Source organism: Nonomuraea sp. NPDC049152 (assembly GCF_040648355.1).
Classification (GTDB): Bacteria; Actinomycetota; Actinomycetes; order Streptosporangiales; family Streptosporangiaceae; genus Nonomuraea.
Genome location: NZ_JBEZDO010000032.1, coordinates 38,454 through 61,519, shown reverse-complemented (window position 1 = coordinate 61,519; position 23,066 = coordinate 38,454). Strand labels below are relative to the sequence as shown.

The 23,066-nt window shown below is 71.2% G+C and carries 19 protein-coding genes; 11 read left to right on the top strand and 8 right to left on the bottom strand.

Features of this window, described 5'->3' with window-relative positions; genetic code table 11:
- Positions 1-103 precede the first annotated feature (103 nt).
- The 4 genes from AB0B45_RS40765 to AB0B45_RS40750 form a co-directional block, all read right to left on the bottom strand.
- Positions 104-868: an SDR family oxidoreductase gene (locus tag AB0B45_RS40765; RefSeq protein ID WP_358142568.1), complete on the bottom strand. Its 765-nt coding sequence runs from the start codon at positions 866-868 to the stop codon at positions 104-106.
- 239 nt (positions 869-1,107) lie between these two features.
- Positions 1,108-1,569, bottom strand: a complete 462-nt coding sequence (locus AB0B45_RS40760) for a hypothetical protein (protein WP_358142565.1) — start codon at positions 1,567-1,569, stop codon at positions 1,108-1,110.
- Positions 1,566-3,194 (bottom strand): alpha/beta hydrolase, encoded by a 1,629-nt coding sequence (locus AB0B45_RS40755; protein ID WP_358142562.1) that lies wholly within the window; start codon positions 3,192-3,194, stop codon positions 1,566-1,568. The genes AB0B45_RS40760 and AB0B45_RS40755 overlap by 4 nt, the downstream gene beginning before the upstream one ends.
- A 31-nt stretch (positions 3,195-3,225) precedes the next feature.
- Entirely contained in the window at positions 3,226-6,495 is a 3,270-nt protein-coding gene (locus tag AB0B45_RS40750) for an indolepyruvate ferredoxin oxidoreductase family protein (protein ID WP_358142559.1), read from the bottom strand.
- A 79-nt stretch (positions 6,496-6,574) separates the two neighbouring features.
- On the opposite strand from AB0B45_RS40750, the gene AB0B45_RS40745 reads away from it, so the two are divergent.
- On the top strand, positions 6,575-7,027 hold the full coding sequence (locus AB0B45_RS40745) for an Lrp/AsnC family transcriptional regulator (RefSeq protein WP_358142557.1): 453 nt from the start codon (positions 6,575-6,577) through the stop codon (positions 7,025-7,027).
- A gap of 3 nt (positions 7,028-7,030) precedes the next feature.
- Here the strand turns inward: AB0B45_RS40745 and AB0B45_RS40740 are convergent, their stop codons facing one another.
- On the bottom strand, positions 7,031-7,921 hold the full coding sequence (locus tag AB0B45_RS40740; RefSeq protein WP_358142554.1) for a GNAT family N-acetyltransferase: 891 nt from the start codon (positions 7,919-7,921) through the stop codon (positions 7,031-7,033).
- Between the two features lie 328 nt (positions 7,922-8,249).
- On the bottom strand, positions 8,250-9,071 hold the full coding sequence (locus AB0B45_RS40735; protein WP_358142551.1) for an alpha/beta hydrolase: 822 nt from the start codon (positions 9,069-9,071) through the stop codon (positions 8,250-8,252).
- Between the two features lie 55 nt (positions 9,072-9,126).
- On the opposite strand from AB0B45_RS40735, the gene AB0B45_RS40730 reads away from it, so the two are divergent.
- From AB0B45_RS40730 to AB0B45_RS40720, 3 genes are all read left to right on the top strand, one after another.
- The gene (locus AB0B45_RS40730; RefSeq protein ID WP_358142548.1) at positions 9,127-9,747 is read left to right on the top strand and encodes a methyltransferase domain-containing protein; all 621 of its coding nucleotides are present in this window, start codon (positions 9,127-9,129) and stop codon (positions 9,745-9,747) included.
- A 28-nt stretch (positions 9,748-9,775) separates the two neighbouring features.
- Positions 9,776-10,159: a cupin domain-containing protein gene (locus AB0B45_RS40725; RefSeq protein ID WP_358142545.1), complete on the top strand. Its 384-nt coding sequence runs from the start codon at positions 9,776-9,778 to the stop codon at positions 10,157-10,159.
- 85 nt (positions 10,160-10,244) lie between these two features.
- Positions 10,245-14,339: a hypothetical protein gene (locus AB0B45_RS40720; RefSeq protein ID WP_358142542.1), complete on the top strand. Its 4,095-nt coding sequence runs from the start codon at positions 10,245-10,247 to the stop codon at positions 14,337-14,339.
- 6 nt (positions 14,340-14,345) lie between these two features.
- Here AB0B45_RS40720 and AB0B45_RS40715 read toward each other — a convergent pair whose 3' ends face one another.
- Positions 14,346-14,468 carry a hypothetical protein gene (locus AB0B45_RS40715; protein WP_358142539.1) on the bottom strand — a complete coding sequence of 41 codons (123 nt, stop codon included), beginning with the start codon at positions 14,466-14,468 and terminating at the stop codon, positions 14,346-14,348.
- Between AB0B45_RS40715 and AB0B45_RS40710 the strand changes: the two genes are divergently transcribed.
- Positions 14,458-15,057, top strand: coding sequence for a hypothetical protein (locus tag AB0B45_RS40710; protein WP_358142536.1), 600 nt, complete (start codon positions 14,458-14,460; stop codon positions 15,055-15,057). The two genes, AB0B45_RS40715 and AB0B45_RS40710, sit on opposite strands and share 11 nt — an antisense overlap.
- A 223-nt stretch (positions 15,058-15,280) precedes the next feature.
- On the opposite strand, the gene AB0B45_RS40705 is transcribed toward AB0B45_RS40710, so the two are convergent.
- Complete coding sequence (locus AB0B45_RS40705; protein WP_358142533.1) at positions 15,281-16,477, bottom strand: epoxide hydrolase N-terminal domain-containing protein; 1,197 nt, start codon at positions 16,475-16,477, stop codon at positions 15,281-15,283.
- Between the two features lie 154 nt (positions 16,478-16,631).
- Between AB0B45_RS40705 and AB0B45_RS40700 the strand changes: the two genes are divergently transcribed.
- Genes AB0B45_RS40700 through AB0B45_RS40675 form a run of 6 tightly spaced genes read left to right on the top strand, consistent with a single transcriptional unit; the run spans position 16,632 to position 23,038 of the window.
- Entirely contained in the window at positions 16,632-18,431 is a 1,800-nt protein-coding gene (locus tag AB0B45_RS40700; protein ID WP_358142530.1) for a peptide ABC transporter substrate-binding protein, read from the top strand.
- Complete coding sequence (locus AB0B45_RS40695; RefSeq protein ID WP_358142527.1) at positions 18,424-19,413, top strand: ABC transporter permease; 990 nt, start codon at positions 18,424-18,426, stop codon at positions 19,411-19,413. Before AB0B45_RS40700 ends, AB0B45_RS40695 begins: the two co-directional genes overlap by 8 nt.
- On the top strand, positions 19,410-20,228 hold the full coding sequence (locus AB0B45_RS40690) for an ABC transporter permease (protein ID WP_358142525.1): 819 nt from the start codon (positions 19,410-19,412) through the stop codon (positions 20,226-20,228). Before AB0B45_RS40695 ends, AB0B45_RS40690 begins: the two co-directional genes overlap by 4 nt.
- Positions 20,221-21,174 carry an ABC transporter ATP-binding protein gene (locus tag AB0B45_RS40685; protein WP_358142522.1) on the top strand — a complete coding sequence of 318 codons (954 nt, stop codon included), beginning with the start codon at positions 20,221-20,223 and terminating at the stop codon, positions 21,172-21,174. The genes AB0B45_RS40690 and AB0B45_RS40685 overlap by 8 nt, the downstream gene beginning before the upstream one ends.
- Complete coding sequence (locus AB0B45_RS40680) at positions 21,171-22,079, top strand: ABC transporter ATP-binding protein (protein WP_358142519.1); 909 nt, start codon at positions 21,171-21,173, stop codon at positions 22,077-22,079. Before AB0B45_RS40685 ends, AB0B45_RS40680 begins: the two co-directional genes overlap by 4 nt.
- Positions 22,076-23,038 carry an LD-carboxypeptidase gene (locus AB0B45_RS40675; RefSeq protein ID WP_358142517.1) on the top strand — a complete coding sequence of 321 codons (963 nt, stop codon included), beginning with the start codon at positions 22,076-22,078 and terminating at the stop codon, positions 23,036-23,038. The genes AB0B45_RS40680 and AB0B45_RS40675 overlap by 4 nt, the downstream gene beginning before the upstream one ends.
- Positions 23,039-23,066 lie beyond the last annotated feature (28 nt).

Sequence of the window (23,066 nt, the reverse complement as noted above, 5' to 3'; positions counted from 1 at the left end):
CGAACCTGCCGTGGTCGCCTTCGCGCTCGTCGACGGTATCCCGCGGGTCCGTGCGCGGCTCGGTCAGGGCACGACCGTCACGGTATCCCGGTCAGGGCGCTGCTCAGTTGGGCGGGTCGAACCTGCCGTCGACCGCGGTCCAGCCACCGTCGACGTAGAGCACCGAGCCCGTGACGAAGCTCGCCGCGTCGGAGGCCAGGTAGACGACCGCGCCCGCCATCTCGGGAGCCTGCGCCCACCTGCCGAGCGCGGACTTGGCCGCGTAGGCGTCGTACCAGGAGGGATCGTCCTTGATCTGCCGGGTGAGCGGCGTCTCGACCACACCCGGGGCGACCGCGTTGACGCGCACGCCGTACGGGCCGAACTCGGCGGCGGCGGTCCTCAGCAACTGGACCAGGCCCGCCTTCGTCGCCGAGTAGACGCCCTGGCCCGGCTCGGTCACCGACGCCCTGATGGAGGCGAAACCCACGATCGAACCGGTCCCCCGCTCCACCATCCCGGCGCCGAACGCCCGGACCACCTCGAACGAGGCACGCAGGTTGAGATCGACGACGCGCTCGAACTCCTCGGTGGAGTAGTCGAGCAACCGCTTGCGAACGTTCGTGGCGGCGGTGAACACCAGCACGTCGACCGCGCCGAGCTTCGCGGCGGCGTCGCGGACCGCTTCGCCGTCGAGCACGTCGAGCGGGACGGCCGTCCCGCCGCACAGGGCCGCGGTCTCCTCGGCGGAGCGCAGGTCACGGTCGGCGCACACCACCTCGGCGCCCTGAGCGGCCAGGGCCAGCGCGGACTCCCTGCCGATGCCGCTCCCCGAACCGATGACAACCGCCCGCCGCCCGTCAAGCCGGAACAACCGCTCGTAGTCCATGTTCGTCACTTTAGCCACTGGTCCGACCAGTGCACTAGGTGCCTCGGCGTCAGAGCCTGCGAACGTTCGCCGCGCAGAAGTCGAAGCTGTCCTGACCGCGTTAGACCAGCTCGAACGCCGCCGGGGTGCAACTCCCGGAAACCTTCGCCGACGATGTCGCTGAAGTGAGCTTGCCTGGAGGAAGATCGGGCGAGGAGATCGCACCCCAGCCCTTTTCGGACCCCAGGTAATGAGCGAGCTCATTTCACGTCGGGCCAGACGCAGGTGGAGGTCACACCGATGCCCAGAACGTCCCCCTGGGTCCACGAGAGGGAGAGGATGAAGTCATCGGGACGGCTCTGGGCCGCTATCTCGGGCTCTCCCGTGTCGAGGCCGCGCGTCTGAGTGATGACGTGCCCCTGCTCCTGCCAGTGGGCCTTGACCGCCTGGGCGACATCAACAAAGCGATCTTTCGGGAGGCCGCGAAGGTAGTACGTGCGGGTGATGATGACGCGCTCTTCGGATCCGCCGTCCGTTGCTCCCAGACAAAGGTTCTTGTTGAGACTGGGGCGATACAACTCAAGGCTGGGTTGTGGTCTGATCACCGCTACCGATTCACGAATGAGTTGCTCGACCCGCTCGGTCGCTTGTCTCTCGTTCAAGGCAGATGTCTCCCCACAGGCGACGAGAACGAACAGGAGCAGAGCGCTGAGGCGGATCACGGCTGGGCTCCTGGATGTGTGGTGACCTTGTGGTGGTCACCATTGACGATGCGGGCCAGGTTTCTCAGCGATTTGGAGTGAACGTTCCAATAGTCGGAGTGGGCCTTGAAGGTCAGGTAGAAGGGTCCGTCCTCGACGTAGAAGCGGCGCGCCCCGAAGCTGTCATCTCCGGGGTCGTTGCCGAAGCGCGCGAGGTCCGCCACCGGATCACCAGCCGCCTCTCCCGCCCAGACGCGCCCTGGCCCCATCCCCAGTTCCTCCGCCCGTCGCACCCCCACCCCCGGGCTGCCCACGAAGACCAGTTCGTCCGCGAATCGGCCCGGGCGGAGCACCGCCGCCTTCCCTGTCACCAGTGAGCCGTAGCTGTGGCCCAGGATCGTCAGTTTCGCCGTCCCCGATGGGCCGTGGCTCGCGCGCAGGCCGTCCGTCAGCGAGACCAGCGCCCGAGCCCCCTTCTCCGCCGCCCCGTCCGCCGCCACGCTTCTCCCCGGGACGTTCAGCTGCCAGTCGATCTGCGGCGCCCGGTACCCCAGCCACGCGATGGACGCGATCTTCTGGGCCGGCGCGAAGTAGTGCGCCTGGTCCCACAGGACGGCCGCCCTGTTCAGGTCACCCCCGTACGAGGCCAGCACCGTGTTCAACCCCGGCACGTACGCCACCACGCGGTCCGCCGCGTCGGGGTCGCCGAAGGAGATCACCGCCTGTCCGAGGGCGCGGGTGTCGAAGGACAGCAGGTACGCCGGAGGCCGCCCGTTCCTGCCGCCCTGGGCCAGCCCCTCCTCGATGATCTTCACGTGGTCCAGCTCCCGCATCACCCGGTCGAGGAACGCGGGCCAGGTCAGCAGGAGCTGCCGATCGGACGGCACCGTGGTGAGGAGCGCCGCGAGCCGGGCCTTCTCACCCGCCAGCAGCGCCCTGTTGGCCCGGTCGCGGAGAGCCACGGGCAGCCCGTCGAGCAGTCCGAGACCGGGCAGCGCCTTCTCGGCCTGGTCGCGGGCCGAGGCGTCGAGCATGCGCCACCAGGCGTTCACCCTGGCCGCGAGCGTCGGGTCGGACGCCTGGCGCTGCACGTCCACCAGCCGGGCGAGCGCGGCGGCGTCACCTCCCGCGGCCCCGGTCAGGAGGGCGGTGACGGCGGAGGGGGCGTGCCCGCCGTACAGGCCGAAGGCGACCAGGGGCGCGGAGGCCGGTGTGCCGCCGTCGCGCAGGATGAGGGCGAGCCGGCGGCGCAGGTCGTCGGCCTGGGCGGCGGACCACGAGCCGATGGCGGCGACCTCGGGCGCGCCGAGGCTCTGGGCCGCGCGCGGCAGCTCGCCGGCCGCCGTGGTGAGGCCGGTGACCACTCGCCGCAGCTGGGCGGGTTCGACGCCGGAGAACGAGCCGTGGAGGGCGGTCATGGCGGTGGCCGGTCTGGCCAGCGAGGGGACGGCGTCGCCCTCCCCTGCGAGCCTGCTCAGGGCCGACTCCAGGGCCGCGGTGAGGGCGGCGCGCCGCCTGGCGAGTTCGGCGGCGAACGCGGGCGCGCCGCCGCCGACCCACGCCTGCGCCGCCATGGCCCGCGCGGGCTCGTCGAGGACGCCCGCTACCTCGGCGGCGTGCCGTACGGCATGCTGAAAGGCCACCATGGCCACAAAGAGTAGCCGGGCGACTACGGGATCAGCCGGTGGATTCCAGCAACGCGGCCGCCCGCTCGCGGTAGTCGGCGACGCCGCGCAGCTTGACGTGCTCGTAGCCGCGGATCACGTCAGGCAGTTCCACGAGCTGGAGCACCTTCTCCTCCGGCGCCCCCGACGACAGCGCGCGCAGCACGTCGCGGGTGTACTCGGCGGCGAGCGATCGCTCGGTCCTGCGCACCTCGCCGAGGCCGAACACGTCGAGCTTGGTGCCGCGCAGCGTGCGCATGCCGTAGAGGGCCTTGAAGGCGGGGTCGAACCACGGGCCGAGGCTCAGCTTGCGCTTGAGCCCGAGCGCGCGCAGGACCGGCGGGTGCAGGTTGTAGGCCACGCGCGCGCCGGGGCCGAACTCGGCGGCGATCCTGGCGCGCTCGGTGGGGTCGAGGTGGAGGCGGGCGACCTCGTACTCGTCCTTGTAGGCCATGAGCCGGTGCAGATGCGTGGCGTAGGCCTCGGCGACCGCGCCGGGCGCGAGCGCGTGGACCTCGCGGACGGCCGCCACGTAGCGCAGCGCGTAGCGGGGATTCTGGTAGGCGACCAGGTCGGGCACCCGTACGGCCAGCAGCCGGTGCAGCTCGCTGTCCTCGCCGGCGAAGGCGATCTGCCGCAGCACCTCGGCAGACGGCTCGGCCACCGAGGGGGCGGGGAAGAGCGCGTCCACCGCCGACGGGGCGGCGATCACCGCGCGACCCCAGTGGAAAGCGGTCGCGGATGCGCCGAGCGCCTTCTCCATCGACGTCAGCGACAGCGGGATGAGCCCGAGCTGCCACGCGGCGCCCAGCACGATCGTGTTGGCCTGCATGTGGTCGCCGAACAGCGCCTGGGCGAGGCGTTCGGCGTTGAGCGCCACGACCGAGCGGGTGCGCGCCTCCAGCGCGGTCAGCTGCGGCCCGAGGTCGGTGACGTGCGTGGCGGGGTCGAGCACCATGCCGCCGGTGGGCGACAGGTGGGTGGAGACCACCGCGACGGTACGTGAGGGTGAGGCGGTGCGCAGGTGCTTGGGGTCGGTCGCGCCGATCACGTCGAGGGCCAGATAGGCGTCCACCGAGGCGGCGCTGGCCTGTCCCGACCTGTCCTCCTCGCCGTCGAACAGGCGGATGTCGGAGACGACGGTGCCGCCCTTCTGCGCGAGCCCCGTCTGGTCGAGGCCGCGCGACTGGCGTCCGTCCATGAGCGCCGCCTTGCCGAGCAGCCTGGCGACCGACACCACACCGGTGCCGCCGATGCCGACCAGCCTGATCGTGGTGTCCTTCGCGTGGAGGTCAGGAACCGGCATCTCGGGAGGCGCAGGTGCGGTCGAGCGCTTCTTCGAGCCTGGGATGATCGTCAGGAACGAGGGGCAGTCACCCTCGACGCACGAGTAGTCCTTGTTGCACGACGACTGGTGGATCTCCGTCTTGCGGCCGAACTCCGTCTCGACCGGCAGCACCGACAGGCACTCCGACTTCTGCGCGCAGTCGCCGCAGCCCTCGCACACCCGCTGGTTGATCGCCACCCGCTTCACCGGGTCGGGCAGGTCGCCCTTCTTGCGCAGCCGCCGCTTCTCCGCCGCGCACTGCTGGTCGTGGATCAGCACCGTGACGCCTTCGACGGCGGCCAGCTCCCGCTGGGCCTGTTCGAGGTCGGCGCGGTCGCGCAGGGAGGCGATCGGCGACAGCCGTACGCCCCGGTAGCGGGCGAGATCGTCGGTCGTGACGATCACCTTGCGCACGCCCTCGAGCTCCAGCCAGCGGGTCAGCGACGCCACCGACAGCGCGGGCGTGATCGTCTGGCCGCCGGTCATGGCGACCGCGCTGTTGTACAGCAGCTTGTAGGTGATGTTGACGCCGGCGCCGACCGCCGCCCTGACCGCCAGCGAGCCCGAGTGGTGGAAGGTGCCGTCGCCGAGGTTCTGGAAGATGTGCCGCGTGCCGGTGAACGGCGCCTGCCCGATCCACTGCGCGCCCTCGCCGCCCATCTGGGTGAGCCCGGCCAGGTCGCCCTTGCCCGCGGGGTTGAGCACCACCATGGTGTGGCAGCCGATGCCCGCGGCGACGACCGACCCCTCGGGGACGGCGGTGGAGCGGTTGTGCGGGCAGCCCGAGCAGAAGAACGGCGTGCGGGCAGGGCCGAGGAGCTTGAGCGGCTCGCGCCGGCGCGGCAGGTCGATGGACAGCCGGTCGGCCAGGACCCTGGCGACCAGGTCGGCGTCGACGCCGCCGTGCTGCGGGATCACCGCCTTGCCGGTCACGGCGGGCGGGTTCGGCGTGCCGTACAGGACGTCCTTGACCAGCCCCTCCAGCAGCGGCGCCTTCTCCTCGACGACGATGATCTCCGACAGGCCGCGCGCGAACTCCTGGACCACCGTCGGCTCGAGCGGCCACAGCATGCCGATCTTCAGCAGGCGGACCTCGTCGGTGATGCCGAGCTTCCCGAACGCCTCGCGCACGTCGTAGTAGGCCGTGCCCGCCGCGATCACGCCGATCGCGGCGTCGGGGGCCGCGACGGTGATCTGGTTGAGGTCGTTGTCGCGGGCGTAGGCGCGCGCCAGCTCCAGGCGCGGCCCGACCAGCGTGCGTTCCATGTCCAGCGAGTACGGCGTGAGCAGCGTCGCGTCGGGCGTGTGCCGGTACGGCTTGCCCTGCCACATCACCTCGGGCATGACGGGCTTGACCCTGTCGGGGTCGAGGTTGACGGTGGCGGTGGCGTCGACCACGTTGGCCACCGCCTTGATCGCCACCCACAGGCCGCTCGCCCTGGACGCCGCGATCGCGTGCCTTCCCAGGTCGAGCAGCTCCTGAACGGTGCCGGGGTAGATCACCGGCATGCCGAGCGCGACGAGCGTGCTCTCCGTGGCGCTGGGAAGCGTGGAGGACTTGCAGGTCGGGTCGTCGCCGCAGAGCGCGATCAGCCCCCCGTCGGGGTGCGCGCCGACGAAGTTGCCGTGCCTGAACGCGTCGGCGGCCCTGTCGACGCCTGGGGCCTTGCCGTACCAGACGCCCAGGACGCCCGCCTTGCGCGGGTCGGGCAGGGAGGGCACGAGCTGGCTGCCCCACACCGCGGTCGCGCCCAGTTCCTCGTTCTGGCCGGGACGGTGGACCACGCCCTCGGGTGTGTTCTTGGCCAGCTCCTGGTCGAAGCCGCCCAGCGGCGACCCCGGATAGCCGGAGACCATCGCGCCCGTGTCCAGGCCCGCCCTCCGGTCCGCGGCCAGCTGATCCTCGATCAGCCGCACCAGCGCCTGCGTACCACTCATGAAGGCGTTGCTCGTCATGACGTGAGATTATTTCAAGGATGGGGATATTCGATGTCAATACTTGCGGTACTTTATGCCCCGGTTAGCATCTGAAGTCATGGATGCCACGGATCGCGCAATTCTTCGCCTCCTGCAGGAGGACGGCAGGCTCAGCAACATCGAGCTGGCCGATCGCGTACGGCTGACGCCGTCGCCGTGCCTGCGCAGGGTGCGCAACCTGGAGGAGACCGGGGTGATCTCCGGTTACCGGGCGGTCGTCGACGCGCCGTCCATCGGGCGCGGCTTCCAGGTCCTGGCGTACGTCGAGCTGGAGGGCCAGGACGCCGAGACCGTCACCGCCTTCGAGTCGGCGGTGATGGAGGTGGAGGACGTCGTCGAGTGCCTGCGCATGTTCGGGCGGCCCGACTACGTGCTGCGGGTGGCGGTGGCCGACATGGACGCCTACAGCCGCCTCTGCCTGGAGAAGCTCGGCCGCCTGCCCGGCCTCGACAAGCTCACCTCGCAGATCGCCATGAAGGCCCTCAAGCCGGGCGGCTCGCTGCCCCTGTGACGCTCAGAAGTTGTCGGCTCTCCAGTGGACGGCGTTCGAGGCGTTGAGCGTGACGGAGGGATCGCGGGCCAGCGGGCGGGCCATGCCCGAGGTGTCGTGGACGACGTGCGCCTCGGCCAGCAGGTACGGCAGCGCGGGATCGTCCGGCGTGAGACGGGCCGAGCCTTCGGTGATGCCGCGCCCTGCCGCCTCGGCGGCGACCCGGGACAGCAGCGGCGGCAGGTGCCCCGCCACTTCGAGAAGCTCCACCGACGTCGCGTGCCAGCGCACCGCGACGTACCCCGAACCCTCGTCGAGGAGCAGGTCGACGGGGGCGCCGTAGAAGAGTGGGACCCGCTGCCGCCAGTCGTCGCAGGTGCGGACCGTGCTGAGCGGACGGCTCGCGTTGTGGCGGTCGTAGAGCTCGGCGAGCAGCGGCCACTCGGCGAGCGAGGCCTGCCGTACGGACGATGACGAGGGGCTGACCCGGGGCGCCGCGAGCGGGCCCCGGACGCGACGCTGGCGGAAGACCTTCCAGCCCGAGCCCTCGTAGACGCCCGGATGGCCGGTGAACAGCAGCGACCACGCGCAGCCCGCCGCCGTCATCGACTCGGCGGCCAAGGCCAGCAGGCTCCTGATGTGGCCGCGGCCCCGGGCGGCGGGCAGGGTGGCGACGTTGGCGACACCGCCCACCAGCTCGGACCCGCCGTCGGCGGTGCGCAGGCGGCGCGGCAGCCAGTAGACGACCGCCTCGACCTTCTCCGCTCCCTCTGCTCCCTCCGCGACGAAGGTGCGGGTGAACCGGCCGTCGTCGGTCTCGTAGAGCGGGACGAGGCGCGGGGCGGTGAAGGCGGCCGACCAGACCGCGTAGATTCCGGCCTGGTCTGCGGGTACGGCGGCGCGGTAGGTGGTCATACAGCCCTCCGATCGAGAAGTGCCGGCGCGGCCGCGGGCTCGAGCGGCGGGCCGGCGGCGAAACGGGCGATCTCCGGTCTGCCGCCTCCGCCTGGCGCGTGCCCGCTCGGCCACCTGCCACGGCGGTCGCGTGGAGCGGGGTCGCCTTCCACGGCGGTCGCGTTGAGCGTGGTCGCCTGCCACGGCAGGCCGCCGCGCTCGGCGCGGTCGAAGCGGCGCTCGTGGTGCTCGGCGTCCTGCAGGCCGGTGAAGGGTTACGTCGACGCCAGGCGTTTCCCTGTCGCCGACATGACCCTTCACGCCACCACCACGTGGTCACCGGCCGATCTCAGCCGCGCAGGACCTCGTCCAGCTTGGCGGCGAACGGCTCGGCCGCGGTCGTGAACCCGCCGTGGTCGCCGGGGAAGACGACGGGCTCGACGCCCAGACGGCCGGCCAGCGCGATCGCCGTACGGCGAGCGAGCTGCCCCTCGGTGGTCTCGCCGATGCCGACGACGATCCTGGGCTGACCCGACCGCAGTGCCTCGACGTCGGGCGCGTAGCCGCTGAGCGGCCTGACCCCGTGGGCGAGGAAGAAGTCGAGGTTCCCGCCGATCCTGCCGAACATCTCCATCTGCTCGGGCGTCGGCGGCTGCTGAGGCGGCGCGGGCTCGTTCTCGCCCATGCCGATGAGCTCCTCGAACCGCTTCATGCCCGCGGGCACGCCTTCGCGGTGGTAGGCCGCCTCCACCTCGATCATGCCGGCGATGACCTCGTCGGCGTCGGGCAGCAGGGGGATGCACGGCGGCTCGTGCGCGACCAGCGTGCGTACGAGGGAAGGGTGCCTGGCCGCCAGGTTGAGGCCGATCTGCGCGCCGCCGCTGCTGCCCAACACGTACGCGGGCTCGTCGCCCAGCGCGGCGATCAGCGCGGCCGCGTCGTCGCCGTGGACGTTCGGGTCCTGGTCGAGCGTGGGGTCGTCGGGCACGCTGCGGGAGTTGCCGCGCGGGTCGTAGGCGACGACCGTGTAGCGGTCGGCGAGCACGTGGGTGACGGCCGCGAAGATGCCCGCGTCGGTGGGACCTCCGGGAATCATGACGAGGACCGGGCCGGAACCCTGGACCTCGTAGTAGAGCTGTGCGCCTGGAACCTGCAAGGTCTCTGTCTTCATGCGAGGAGCCTCTCACCGACAAATTTTTTTGTCAAGGCTGGCATAGAGTCGAAGCATGGAGAAAACGCCGTGGGCGTTCGACCGTCCGATCACCTCTCCCTTCGCGCAGCCACGCGGCCTGGCCGGACGTCTGGCAGGCCGCCTCATGCTCCTGACCAACGAGCAGTGCGAACTCGTGGAACTGCTCGACGTCCAGCCGGGCGACCATGTCCTCGAAGTCGGCTACGGCCCCGGCAAGCTCGTCAGAATGCTCGAACCCGGGCCCGCCGCGCGGATCTGCGGCGTCGACCCCTCCCGCGAGATGCGCGACCAGGCCGCCCGGCCGTACCGAGGTGACGGGCGGGTCGACCTGAGGCTCGGGACGGCCGACGCGACCGGGTTCGACGACGGGAGCTTCGACAAGGCGGTATCCGTCAACAACGTCGCCCTCTGGCCGGACCTCGGCGCGGGCGTGCGGGAACTCCACAGGGTGCTCAAGCCCGGGGGGATGGCCGTGATCGCCTGGCACGGCGGGAGCCTGCCCGGCCGGATCGCGGGAAAGCTCAGGCTGGCGGAGGACAAGCTGGCGATGATCCAGACCGCCATGGGCGAGCTGTTCGAGGACGTGGAGAGACACGAGCTGAAGGCGCTCACCGCCTTCGCGGCACCCGGCCCCAGCAGGAGGCAGTGCCCGTGAGGGCGACGCCCAGCGAGAGGAAACGCGGATGACACTGCATCACGTCCAGCCCGGCGACCTGACCTCCGAGACCGCGCAGACCGGCGGCATGCGCAGGCGGGCGGCCATCAGTGGCGAGAGCGTCGGGTCATCGGCGCTGTGGATGGGGCAGACCCACGTCGCCCCGGGGGCCGTGTCGGCGACCCACCATCACGGCGCCTCCGAGACGGCCATCTACGTGGTCAGCGGCTCGCCGTCCTTCGTGTTCGTACGCGAAGGGGAGGAGGTGCGGATCGACACCAAGCCCGGCGACTACGTCTACGTCCCGCCGTTCGTCCCGCATCGGGAGGAGAACCCCGACCCCGAGGTCGAGGCAGTCGTGGTGATCGCGCGGAGTACGCAGGAGGCAATTGTGGTGAATCTTTCCGAGTAAATCCCGCCTTGACGGATTGTGGGATATATGGTCGTCTCTTACCTTTCGTGATCAGTCGGCCACACTTCCCGGGGGAAAGCCAGTCATGCCGCGGCTGTCTTGTGTTCTGCTCGCCTGCGCGCTGGTTGCCGGCGTGCCCACGGCGGCGCATGCCGTACCGATGGCCGAGCGAACACCCGGGACGGCGGCCACTCGCATGGTTCCCCCAGGGGTGGTGCGCGGTGCGGCGGTGAGCGGTCCGAAGGACGGCAGGCCGCGGGTCGAGCCGGTGGCGCGTGTACAGGTTCCGGCGGCGGCGCAGGCCGCGATGGCGAGGCAACCCTCGCTGGCGGCGAAGGCCGGAGCCGAGCGGCCGGACGGTCCGGGCAAGCTGGTGGCCACGGTGCCCGCGGGGCCGACGCTGGTCGACCAGGTGGTCGCGGAGGCCGAGAAGCGGATGGCGGGGCCGAGCCCGTCGCCTGAGCTCGTCCTGCCCGACGCCGAGCAGGGTGGACTGAGCCTGCTGCCGGTCAAGAAGGGCCTCAAGCTGCCGCTCCCGCTCAAGGCGGAGCTCCCTGTCGTGCGGGACGGGGTGCCGCTGATGACGTTCAAGTTGTGCGCGGCCAGTGCGGAGCTGCCTGCCGCGTGCTCCTCGGCGCGGCCCGTGGGCACGCCCGTCCAGGCGGACGTCACCGGTGACGACACGCCCGACCTGCTCGCCACGCTGGTCCCGCAGAAGGCGGAGGGCGACAGCGTCGGCATAGGCTTCGGCGTCGTCCAGCTCGGCGGGCCGGTCAAGGCGCAGGTGTGGGCCGAGTACGCCGTCAACTCCGACAGAGTGGTCAAGGTCGGCTTCGACGGCTACCGCAGGGGCACCGCGCTGGAGGGACGCGACTGGGGTGCCTTCACCGTCGACGTGGGCGCGCTGGCGGAGGGGCGGATCGATGTACGGGCGACCGTACGGCGTAGCGCCCCGGGATCCTCCGCCGCCACCATCGCAGGACTGGCGGGCAAGGCGCTGCTCAGCCTGCGCCAGACCCCCGCCACCGAGCGTTTCAGCGCGCACGCCAGGTTCGACGGCAACAAGAGCGTGCTGACCGCGACCGCCTCGGCGAACGCCGCGCTCGACGCGCTTGTGGTCGCGGACCGGCGCAGGTTCACCCAGGTGACGGTGGACAGGATGGGCTCCGAGCTGACCGCCGAGCTGACCAGGCCGGGCGACGTCCACTTCGCCAGCGCGAACCCGATCGCCAGGGCGACCTTCCATGACTACGTGTTCAGCGACGGCAAGCTGTCCAGGGCCGCGGGACTGTCGATCACCAGGCTGCCGCGCGAGTTCCGCGCCACCGCCCGGTCCACGGGTCTGTCGGTCACCTCGGGCGCGCCCCGAGCCAAGACCGCCGACCTGAGCTTCTACGACGCGGCCAGGGACCAGACCGTCGTCAGCGCGCGCCTCACGGGGCTGCCCGCGAGGATCACGGTCGAGCACGACGCCGCCGCCAACAAGATCGTCCATACCGCCAGCTCGGCGCTCGGCGGGCTGACGCTGCTGCTCCAGCGCGGGCAGGGCGCGATCGCCGGCCCGCCGGGCAACCACGTCACCATGATCAAGGACGGGTCGCGGCTGGGGGTGTCGGGACGGCTGACCGGGGTGGCGGGCTTCGAGGTGACGTACGGCGCCACGCCGCACGTCAAGCTCGCCCTCGACTCAGGCGGCAAGCCGTTCACGGGCGCCGCCGACATCGACGGGACGCACCTGGCCAGGCTGGAGATCTCCAACACGCCCGCGAAGGTCTCCGCCGACCTGGACCCCGAGGCCCGCACCGCCGCCTACACCGCCAACGGGACCATCGAACGGCTGCGCGCCACCTACGCCAACCCGAAGACGGGCCTGAGCGTGGACGGCAGCGTGCGCGGGGTGCGGGGGAGTGTGAAGGCGTCGTGGGCGCTCGGCCCCAAGACGACCGTGGACGTGCGGACACCTGGCAGGCTCGGCAGGATCGACCTGCGCGCCGCCGCGTCCCAGGGGGTGGTGCGGGCGAGCGTGAAGGGCGTGCGCGGGCATGTCACGGCGGTCGCCGACACCGAGGGCAGGAGGCTCGACTGGACCGCCGACGCGACCGTCTCCTCGGTCGTCGCGTCGGCGAGGGCGGGCGACCTGCGGGCCGCGTTCACCGCGACCGGCGTGCCCGCCCGCTGGGAGGCCACCTGGTCCGCCCCCGGCACCGCCCCCGGCATCGCGACGCCAGGCGGCACCGCGACGCCAGGCGGCACGGCTGCGACCCCGGCGCCGAGCAACGCCGGTCAGGCGGGGATCCCAGGTGGTGGAGTGAGGTTCAGGGCGTTGTCGGGGCCCATCGGGTCGGCGACGATCGCGGTCGCCAACCACGAGGGCGCGACCGCCCCGACGGGCCCGCACCTGGCCGCGCACCACGACGCCGCGACCGGCAGGTTCGACGCCAGCGTCCGCCTGGACGGCCTGCGCAAGGCCGACCTCACCCAGAACGAGACCGGCACAGGCTTCACGGCCGACGTCCAGGCCGCCCGCCGCCCCATCGCTGTGGACGCCGACCTGCGCACCGCCACGGGCGACAGCTTCGGTGCCAAAGCCACCCTCGGCCCCGCCCCCGGCCGCGTCGCGGTGTCCAGCGCCAACGGCCGGCTGGCCTACGACGCCTCCGACGTCAACCTCACCGGCCAGGTCTGGCTCGGCAACGCGACAGCCGTCCCCGACGCGCCCCACGTGAAGGGAGGGGTCTCGCTCGTCGACGGCGGCACCCTCGCCCAGCCGGGCGTCAGGGCGTTCGTCGACCTCAAGGGCCTGCCAGGCAAGGTGAACGTCGACCTCGTCAAGAAGACCTTCACCTTCTCCGGCTTCCACCCGGCCGGCCGCAGACTCGCGCTCTACCTCGACAGCCGCGTGCTGGCCCCCGTCCCGATGCGCGCCGCAGCCACTCTCACCGGCCTGCCCTCGGCGATCACCAGCATGACCGTCGGCCCGTTCGGGGTGCAGGGGCAGTCCGTCACCGCAGCCTACAAGGTCGAGCCCCCGGCGACGCTGGGCACCCTGGACGTCCGCGCCGAGACCGACGGGGGCAGGCTGCGCGGCCGGGTGCTCGTCGACCCCGTGCCCGCCGCGGTCTCGGTCACCGGCGCGTACGGCGGCCGCACCAGGATCCGCGTCCACAACTCGGCCAGGGTCGAGCGGCTGGAAGCGGCCGTGACCTCGGGGGAGGCGACCGGCCTGCTGCGCTTCACCGACGTCCCCTCCGTGTTCGGCGTCGACGCCGACTCCACCGCCTCGGCCCTGCGCTTGCCGAACCTCACCTACAAGGCCAACGCCGGCACCCTCGACGGGCTGCTGGCCGTACAGGCGGGGCTGATCGAGAAGGTGTACCAGCCGCCCCAGGGCCGCGTACTCGACACCTTCCTCGAGGTAGGCGACCTGGGCGCGGACACCACCGCCAGGCTCAACCCCGACCTGTCGATCGACCTGGCGTCCAAGCCCGCCCCCACCCGGCTGCTGCGCGCCCGCACGGGACTGGACCTGCAGCCGGTCGCGGCGCAGAAGGTCTCCTCGCGCAAGGACGTGCCGTACGCGGGCGGCTTTCTCGCCTACCAGCTCGAAGGACAGTTCGGGCTCGGCCGCAGCAGGATCGACGACGTCACGATCGCCGTGCACAAGATGTCGTGGTTGCGGATCCGTCCGGGCAAGGTGCCGTTCGGCGCTTCCACGTCGCCGGCCGTCGGATTCGTCTCGCCGGGGTTCGAGGGCGGCTACGACCGGCTCGACCTGCGGGCGAGCGGGGTGGACCTGCGTCCTGACGTACGGCTGGACGTGAAGGTCACCAGGAGCGTCGGCGCCGACGTGTTCGACCAGCGGGTGAGCATGGGCAGGGCCACGTCGCTCCGGTTGCGCCGCTACGACCAGCGGATGCGGCCCATCAGCTCCAAGCAGGCCGTCACGGCGGGCGGCGTGCCGCTGGCCTGCGTGACCGTCGGCACCAAGCCGGGTGTCGTGCCTGCCAGGCGGGGCAACGCCCTGACGCTGCGCGGCGCGGACGGCCCGCAGATGGTCTCGCTGCTCGATCCCGGAGGTCAGGCGCCGGGTTACGCGATCGACCTGCTGACGCATTTCATGTCGCCGTTCCCAGGGGCGGAGTGGAAGGTGTCGTCGGTCGAGGCGGGGCGCTGCGGCTAGGCGTCGTCAAGTGGCCTTCAAGCCGTGGCAGGTCAGGTGAAACTCGCGGAAGTCCAGGTGAAAGCGGTCGGGCGTAAACAGGTCGCAGCAGCGAACCTCGTCCGGAAGGACCACGTCGATGGCCCGCACCTCTCGTTCACTCCTCGCCGTGGCCGCGACCGTCGCGACCGCGACAGCCGTCCTCGCCGCACCGGGCGTCGCGCAGGCCTCGACGACCAGAGCGTGTGACGTCCATCTCGTGGCGCAGCACGGCAGCCTCATCGGCGGCCTGTGGCGTGCCAACGGCGCCGCGAACAGCGTCTACGGATGTCCTGTCACCCAGGAGTTCGGCTTCCCTGACAAGCAGGGCTCGTGGCAGCGCTACCAGAACGGCAAGATCGTCTGGTCCCCCAACCTCGGCAACGGCACGCTGGTGCGCGTGTTCACCAAGGGGAACACCACCGTCTTCAAGTGGAGCGGCCTGGGCCGTGACTGGGACCACTTCAACGTCCGCTGGAGCAAGGACGGCGGGCAGGCCACGCAGGTCCAGGTCGGCAGGCTGACCCCGTGGAGCGGCCAGTACACGCTGTCTCCCTACGCGCTGGACGGCGTCGGAACCACGACCAACGGGCACGAGGTGAACAGGTTCGCCTTCATTGTGCAGGGGTGCGACCGCGGCACCTTCGGCTCCGACTGCGGACCGTGGAGCATCCCGACCTCCGTCAGCCTCGCCCACTGATCCTTCTCACCGGCCGACCCTGAGGCGCGGCGTCTACGGCCGTCCCGTCACCCAGGAATCCGGCTGCGAATGTCGGTGGCGCCGCCCTGATGAGCGTGTTCGAGAAGACCCGCGGCGTGACCGCGGCCCGTGGAGCGTCACCGACCTCTGCGAGCGCCAGGCCGTCCTGGAACAGTGCCCTGGGCCGCGCGACCGCGGACCCAGGGCACCGTCATGATCCAACCTAGCGCACCATCGAGAAGAACAGCCGCAGGTCGCCGACCAGCGACTCCGGCGACGCCATCGCGACCATGTGGCTCGAGCTCTCGTTGCCACCCCAGTGCACGATGTCGTTGCCCCGCTCGGCGATCCTGCGGAACAGCGCTGACCCTCCGTGGGAGACACCGGTCGGCACCAGCTTCTGATCGATCGGCAGGCCGGCCGCGCCGTCGTAGTACGTCCACGACGACGAGCCGCCCGTGTCGGTCAGCCAGTACAGCGAGGCGTTGGTCAGCACCAGATCACGGTCGAGCTCCTCGCCGGGCCAGCCGTCGAACTCGTGGAAGCGCTCGACGAGGTAGGCGAGCTGCGCGACAGGGGAGTCGGAGAAGCCGTAGGCGAGTGTCTGCGGGCGGTTGGCCAGGTAGGGGCCGTAGCCGCTGCCTCCCGCCATCAGCTGCGCCAACGGCGCCAGTTCGGCGGCCTCCTGCTCGGTCAGCTCGGAGAAGTCGGTCGGGATGCCGAGGCCCGCGGTGATGTGCGAGCCCACCACGCGCCCGGAGTCGGCGACCGCGAGCCGCGGTGTGACCAGCGCGCCCGCGTCGTTGCCGTGCGCGCCGTACCGCTCGTAGCCGAGCCGGGCCATCAGCTCCGCCCAGGTGCGGGCGACCCGCTCGACACTCCACGCACGCTCGGCGACGGGCTCAGGTGAGGCGGTCGGCTCGGGCGAGATGGCGGGTCCAGGTGGGGTGGCGGGCTCAGGGGAGGTGGCGGGCTCGGAGGTGGGGGGTGGAGGGAAGGGGGAGAAGGCGAAGCCCGGCAGCGAGGGCGCCACCACGTGGAAGGCGATCGACGGGTCGAGGCCGTGGGCGCGCGGGTCGGTCAGCGGGCCGATGACGTTCATGAACTCCGCCACCGAGTTCGGCCAGCTGTGCGTCATGATCAGCGGCAGCGCGCCCGGCTCGGGCGAGCGTACGTGGAGGAAGTGGATCGTCTGGCCGCCGATCTCGGTGGCGAACTGCGGGAACGCGTTGAGCTTCGCCTCCTGCGCCCGCCAGTCGAACCCGTCCGCCCAGTAGCCGGCCAGCTCCTTCAGATAGTCCAGGGGAACGCCCCTGCTCCAGCCGCCGCCCGGCAGCTGCCGCGCCCAGCGGGTGCGGGCGAGACGCTGCCTGAGGTCGTCGAGGTCGCTCTGCGGGATGTCGATGCGAAAGGGCTTCATGGAAGGAACGCTAGAGCCGATCGCGGAAAGATTCGTTCCGCAATAGAGCCTCGAAAATTTGAGGGGTGAGGCTCATAAGCGTTCACGTTCGTTGGGGTGGGGCGCCAGGGTCGCCAACATTCCTACATCCCCACCCCCCGAGGAGCACACCCCCATGTGGATTGGAAAAGCGCTGCTCGCCGGCGCGCTGCTGACGACCGCGGCCGCCCCCACCACACCCGCCCAGGACACCACGCTGCGCGTGAAGATGTCGGGGTCGGGCGTCGACACGCTCAACCCCTTCCTCGCCTTCTTCAACGGCGCGCTCGACATCTTCGGCACGATCTACCCCTCGCTCAACTCCCTCGACGAGAACGGCAAGCCGGGCCCCTACCTGGCGACCGAGTGGACGCAGGGGCCCGACCAGCTCACCTGGACCTTCAAGCTCCGCGACGGGCTGAAGTGGAGCGACGGGCAGCCGATCACCGCCGAGGACGCCGCCTGGACGCTCAACCTCATCAGGACCGACACCGTGGCGGGAACCGCCAACGGCTCGCTGGTCGGCAACTTCGAGAACGTCGCCGCGCCCGACCCCACGACGCTGGTGATCAAGACGAAGAAGCCGCAGGCGAACGTGATGTACGTCAGCATCCCGATCAGCGGCATCCCCATCGTGCCCAAGCACGTGTGGGAGCCGCACGTGAAAGGCCTGAAGGACTACAGGAACGACGCCTTCCCCGTCGTCGGCTACGGGCCGTGGACGCTGACCGACTACAGGCCCGAGCAGTACGCCAAGTTCGACGCCAACAAGAGCTTCGTGCTCGGCGCGCCCGCCTTCGACCACCTCGTCCAGCAGAGCTTCAAGGAGTCGGACGCGGCGGTGGCGGCGCTGCGCAGCGGCCAGCTCGACTACATCAACGGCATCAACCCGACCCAGTTCACCGCGCTCAAAGGCGATGCCTCGCTGCTGGCCGTACAGGAGGTGGGCAACGGGTGGACGGGCATCGAGCTGAACCCCGGCGCGAAAACCCGCAGCGGCAAGCCCATCGGCACCGGGCACCCCGCGCTGCGCGAACAGGTGGTGCGTGACGCGATCGCGCTGGCCATCGACAAGCCCACGCTGGTCACCAAGGTCATCAACGGCCTCGGCAGGCTCGGGCACGGCTACCTGCCGCCCGCGTGGCCGCAGTGGAGCTGGAAACCCACGCCGGAGGAGGAGCACACCTTCGACCCCGCCAAGGCCAACCAGCTTCTCGACGCCGCGGGATACGCCAAGGGCGCCGACGGCGTCAGGGTCGACCCGAAGAGCGGCAAGCCGCTGGCCTTCAGACTCGGCACGCACTCCGACGACTCGGCCGACGCCGCCATCTCCACCTACCTCGTCGGCTGGCTGCAGGCGATCGGCGTCAAGCTGACCATCCAGCCGCTCAGCATGAGCGCGCTCAACAGCGACCTGGCCAAGGGCGACTGGGACATCCTCATGGACGGCTGGACCACCGGGCCCGACCCCACCTACCTGCTGGGCATCCAGACCTGCGCCACCCTGCCGAAGGACGACGGCACCGGTGGCAACACCGAGGCGTACTACTGCGACAAGGACTACGACGCCCTGTTCGAGCGGCAGCTCACGACGGCCGACCCCGCCGAGCGCGCGAAGATCGTCGCTGACATGCAGCGCAAGCTGTACAGGGCGAACGTCGACCAGATCCTCTACTACGCCAACACCCTCGACGTGGCCCGCACCGACACCGTGAAAGGCATCGTCACCGGCACGCCGGACGCCGAAGGGCTCCACCCCGCGCAGACCGCCTTCTGGAGCTACCTCAAGGCCGCCCCGCCCGCCGCAACGAAGGCGTCCGGCTCCGGCGGCGGTGGCGGCAGCGCGGTGTGGCTTGGGCTGGGCGCGCTGGTGATCGCAGCCGTCGGCGGAACGCTCGTGGTGCGCCGCAGGAAGACGGCGGGCGACCGTGAGTAGTGCTTCACCGGGTACGGCGGTGCGCGGCTTCGGCCGCCACCTCGCGGAGAAGCTCGCCGCCGCCGTGGTCAGCTTCTTCGTCACGCTCGTCATCGGTTTCGTCATCTTCAGCCTCATGCCGGCCGACCCGGTCAGGACCCTCACCAGGGGCCGCCCCACCAGCGAGGCCCAGCTCGCCCAGCTCCGGCTCCAGCTCGGCCTCGACGACCCGCTGTGGCAGCGCTTCCTCTCCTTCGTCGGCGACACCCTGCGCGGCGAGCTCGGCTACTCCTGGCAGTTCCAGCAGCAGGTCTCCACCCTGGTCGCCGAGCGGCTCGGCCCGACGCTCCTGCTCATGGGCACCTCCGCGGCCATCTCGGTCGCGCTGGGGCTGTGGCTGGGCATGCGCAGCGGCTGGAAGCAGGGCAGCGTGTTCGACAGGATCACCTCGGGCGCGTCGCTGACCCTGTGGTCGGTGCCGACCTTCTGGCTCGGCATGATCCTGCTCGTCGCCTTCAGCATCCCCGGGCTCCTGCCCGCGGGCGGCATGAGCGACCCCTCGCTGCCCGGCACCGACCCGCTCGACGTGGCCCGCCACCTCGTCCTGCCCTGCCTCACCATGGTCCTGGTGATCTTCGCGCAGTACGTGACGGTCATGCGGTCCTCGATCATCGACGAGCGGGGAGCGGCCTACCTGCTCACCGCCCGCGCCAAGGGCCTCGCCGACGCCGACGTACGGCGCAGGCACGCCGCGCCCAACGCCCTGCTGCCCTCGGTCACCATGATCTTCATGCACCTCGGCACGCTGGTCAGCGGCGCGATCACCGTCGAGGCCGTCTACTCGTGGCCGGGGCTCGGCTACCTCACCTACCAGGCACTCAAGATCCCCGACCTGCCCCTGCTTCAGGGCACGTTCATCATCTTCAGCGCGAGCGTGATCATCATGAACCTGCTGGCGGACCTCGCCTACCGCTTTCTCGACCCCCGGGTGCGTGCCCAGTGAGATCGCTGCTCTGGGGCGCGGGGGTGCTCGCCGCCTTCGCGCTGCTCGCCCTCACCGCCCCCCTCTACATCGGCGACGCCGACCTCAACGTGGTCAAGGTCACCGGACCGCAACTGTCGCCGCCCGTCGCCGGATACCCGCTCGGCACCGACCAGGCGGGCCGCTCGGTGCTGCTGCTGGTCATCTGGGGCGCGCGGGAGTCGCTGGCCATCGGACTGATCGCCACCGCGCTCACCGTGGTGCTCGGCAGCGCCGTCGGCCTGCTGGCCGGGCACTACCAGGGCGCGCTCGGCAAGGCGCTCATGCACGTCACCGACTGGTTCATCGCGCTGCCCAGCCTGCCGCTGGCCATCTCGCTGTCGGCGGTGCTCGGCCAGGGCGCGGCCTCCATCACCGTCGCGATCGCCGTCACCTCATGGACGGCCACCGCCCGCCTCGTCCGCGCCCAGACCCTCGCCGTGGAGGCCAGGCCGTTCATCGAACGGGCCAGGGTCCTCGGCGCCGGCAACACGCAGGTGATGCTGCGCCACGTGCTGCCCAACGTCCTGCCGCTGATCCTGGTCTCCAGCACGCTGACCGTCGCCTCGGCGATCCTGTCGGAGGCGACGCTGACCTTCCTCGGCCTCGGCGACCCGACCAGCGTGACCTGGGGGTCCATGCTTCAGGCCGCCTTCTCGGGCGGGGCGGTCACGGCGGGCGCGTGGTGGTACCTGCTGCCGCCAGGGGTCGCGATCCTCATCGTCGTGCTCGGCTTCACGCTCACGGGGCGGGCCGTCGAGCACCTGCTCGACCCCAGGAGGGCCGCCCATGCTTGAGGTGCGTGATCTGAACGTCAGCTACGGCCCCGCCCAGGCCGTCAGAGGAGTGAGCTTCGAGCTGGACCGCGGCCAGACGCTCGGCATCGCGGGCGAATCGGGCTGCGGCAAGTCCACGATGGCGCTCAGCCTGCTGCGCCTGCTGCCCGACACCGCCCGCGTCGCGGGCCGCGTGCTGTTCGAGGGGGAGGACCTGCTCACCGCGCGCTGGGCCAGGCTGCGCGCCGTCCGATGGAACGCCGCCTCGGTGGTGTTCCAGGGCGCGATGAGCGCGCTCAACCCGGTCCGCACGGTCGGCGACCAGATCTGCGAGCCGATCCTGCTGCACGAAAGGGTGAACGCGAAGGCCGCGCGCAGGCGGACCGCCGAACTGCTCGACGCGGTCGGCGTGCCCGCGCGCAGGGCGGGCGACTACCCTCACGAGTTCTCGGGCGGCCAGCGGCAGCGCATAATGATCGCGATGGCACTCGCCTGCCGGCCCGACCTGATCATCGCCGACGAGCCGACGACCGCGCTCGACGTGATGGTGCAGGCACAGATCCTCCGGCTGCTCGGCGACCTGGTCCGCGAGTCGGGCATTGGTGTCATCATGATCAGTCACGATCTCGCGGTGCTGGCCCAGATGTGCGAGCGTCTCGCGGTGATGTACGCGGGACGGATCGTCGAGACGGGCCCGGCGCGGGAACTGATCGACGATCCCCGCCACCCCTACACCAGGGCGCTGGCCAGGGCGTTCCCCACGATTGGCGACCCCGCGTCCAGGCTGGCGCCCGAGGGGCTGCCAGGCGACCCGCCGAGGATCGCCGACCTCGGTGACGGCTGCGCCTTCGCACCCCGGTGCGTGTCGGCGGAGGCCGCCTGCCGTACCCGGACGATGGAGCTGTGGCCCAGCGGCCAGGGCCGCGCGGCGGCCTGCGTGCGCGTACTGGAAGGAGAGGCGTCATGACGCCGGTGCTGGAGGCGCGCGGGCTGGAGATCGCCTACGGGCGGGCGCGCGCGGTCGACGGAGTCGATCTCGAGGTACGGCAGGGCGAGATCGTCGCGCTCGTCGGCGAGTCGGGCTGCGGCAAGTCCAGCCTGGCCAGAGCACTCGTCGGCCTGGTCAAACCCACCCGCGGCGAGATCCGCCATCAGGGCGCTCCGCTGGACTACCGGCGGCTGAAGGAGTACCGCCGCCACGTCCAGCTCATCCTGCAGGACCCCGGCGGGGCGCTGAACCCCAGGCAGACCGTCCAGGCGGCCGTCGCAGAGGGGCCGCGCCTGCACGGGCTGAAGGGCGACAGGGTGACCTCCGCGCTGGCCAGGGCCGGGCTGCGGCCACCCGAGGACTACCTCAGGCGCTACCCTCACGAGCTGTCGGGCGGGCAGCAGCAGCGCGTGGTCATCGCCGGGGCGCTCGCCCTCGAACCGTCGGTGATCGTCGCCGACGAGCCCGTCGCCTCGCTCGACGCCTCGGTCAGAGGCGAGATACTCAAGCTCATCCTCGGGCTGAGGGACGAGCTCGGGATGTCGGCCCTGGTCGTCACCCACGACCTGGGTCTCGCCTGGAACATCGCCGACAGGGTCGCGGTGATGTACCTCGGCAGGATCGTCGAGACGGGAACCGTCGAGGAGGTGCTGATCAGGCCCCGCCACCCCTACACCAGAGCCATGCTCGCCGCCGCGTCGGGCACGGCGACGCCGCTGCAGGGCGAGCCGCCCGACCCCGCCCGCATCCCGCCGGGGTGCCGGTTCCACCCCCGCTGTGCCAGCCGTACCGACGAGTGCGCTTCGATCGACCCGCCCGTCCTCGCGGGAGTCGCCTGTCATCTCACACCCCTGCACCTGACACCCCTGAAGGAGATCTCGTGATCCGTCCGCCTGCTCTGCGACCCGGCGACCGCGTGGCGGTGATCGCCGCGAGCGGCCCTCCCAAACAGGACAACCTCGACAGGGGACTGCGCGCCATGGAGGCGGTCGGCCTCAAGCCCGAGGTCTTCAGCGCCGCGCGCATGGGCGGCACCGAGTACGACTACCTGGCCGGTGACGACGTCACCCGCGCCACCGAGCTGACCGGCGCGCTGGCCGACCCGTCCTTCGCCGCCGTCTTCTGCGCCTGCGGCGGGTACGGCATGCAGCGCACGCTCGAACTCGTCGACTGGTCTCGCGTGCCCGCCGACCGGCCGAAGGTGGTGGTCGGCTACTCCGACGTCACCGCGCTGCTGGAGGCGGTCGCCGCCAAACTGGGCTGGGTCTCGCTGTTCGGCCCCATGGTCGCGTGCGACGGTTTCTACCAGGGCCCTGGGCAGTACGACTTCGACCAGCTGATGAAGCTGCTCTTCACCCCCGAAGACGTGCGCCAGCTGACGTTTCCGGACTTCAGGACCGTCGTACCCGGCGTCGCCGAAGGCCGCACGCTCGGCGGCACCGCCACCCTCCTGGCCGCCTCCCTCGGCACCGACACCAGCCTTCCCGCCCGCGACGCCATCCTCTTCCTGGAAGACGTCGACGAGGAGCTGTTCCGCCTCGACCGCTACATCACCCAGCTGCGCCGCGCCACCTACAGCGACGGCGTGGCAGGCATCCTGCTGGGCACCTTCACCGACTGCGGCGACCCCCGCGACGTCGAGCGCATGCTGGTCGAGCGCCTCGGCGACCTCGGCGTCCCCGTCATGGCGGGCGCCGACATCGGCCACGGCATCGCCATGCAGACCTACCCGATCGGCGTGCGGGCCCGCCTCGACACCGAGCGCGGCACCCTGACCTTCCTGGAGCCCGTCCTCACCGCGCCCGCCGACCACGACGAGGCGGGCGGCCCCGCGCGGCCCTGAGAGACCCCGCCCAGCCCATGGACACCAC

Coding starts and splice junctions, on each gene's coding strand:
- AB0B45_RS40750 (WP_358142559.1), bottom strand. CDS start 6,495: ATGACGAGCAACGCCTTCATGAGTGGTACGCAGGCGCTGGTGCGGCTG.
- AB0B45_RS40755 (WP_358142562.1), bottom strand. CDS start 3,194: ATGGTGGCCTTTCAGCATGCCGTACGGCACGCCGCCGAGGTAGCGGGC.
- AB0B45_RS40765 (WP_358142568.1), bottom strand. CDS start 868: ATGGACTACGAGCGGTTGTTCCGGCTTGACGGGCGGCGGGCGGTTGTC.
- AB0B45_RS40700 (WP_358142530.1), top strand. CDS start 16,632: ATGTGGATTGGAAAAGCGCTGCTCGCCGGCGCGCTGCTGACGACCGCG.
- AB0B45_RS40735 (WP_358142551.1), bottom strand. CDS start 9,071: ATGAAGACAGAGACCTTGCAGGTTCCAGGCGCACAGCTCTACTACGAG.
- AB0B45_RS40705 (WP_358142533.1), bottom strand. CDS start 16,477: ATGAAGCCCTTTCGCATCGACATCCCGCAGAGCGACCTCGACGACCTC.
- AB0B45_RS40725 (WP_358142545.1), top strand. CDS start 9,776: ATGACACTGCATCACGTCCAGCCCGGCGACCTGACCTCCGAGACCGCG.
- AB0B45_RS40680 (WP_358142519.1), top strand. CDS start 21,171: ATGACGCCGGTGCTGGAGGCGCGCGGGCTGGAGATCGCCTACGGGCGG.
- AB0B45_RS40720 (WP_358142542.1), top strand. CDS start 10,245: ATGCCGCGGCTGTCTTGTGTTCTGCTCGCCTGCGCGCTGGTTGCCGGC.
- AB0B45_RS40745 (WP_358142557.1), top strand. CDS start 6,575: ATGGATGCCACGGATCGCGCAATTCTTCGCCTCCTGCAGGAGGACGGC.
- AB0B45_RS40710 (WP_358142536.1), top strand. CDS start 14,458: ATGGCCCGCACCTCTCGTTCACTCCTCGCCGTGGCCGCGACCGTCGCG.
- AB0B45_RS40730 (WP_358142548.1), top strand. CDS start 9,127: ATGGAGAAAACGCCGTGGGCGTTCGACCGTCCGATCACCTCTCCCTTC.
- AB0B45_RS40740 (WP_358142554.1), bottom strand. CDS start 7,921: ATGACCACCTACCGCGCCGCCGTACCCGCAGACCAGGCCGGAATCTAC.
- AB0B45_RS40685 (WP_358142522.1), top strand. CDS start 20,221: ATGCTTGAGGTGCGTGATCTGAACGTCAGCTACGGCCCCGCCCAGGCC.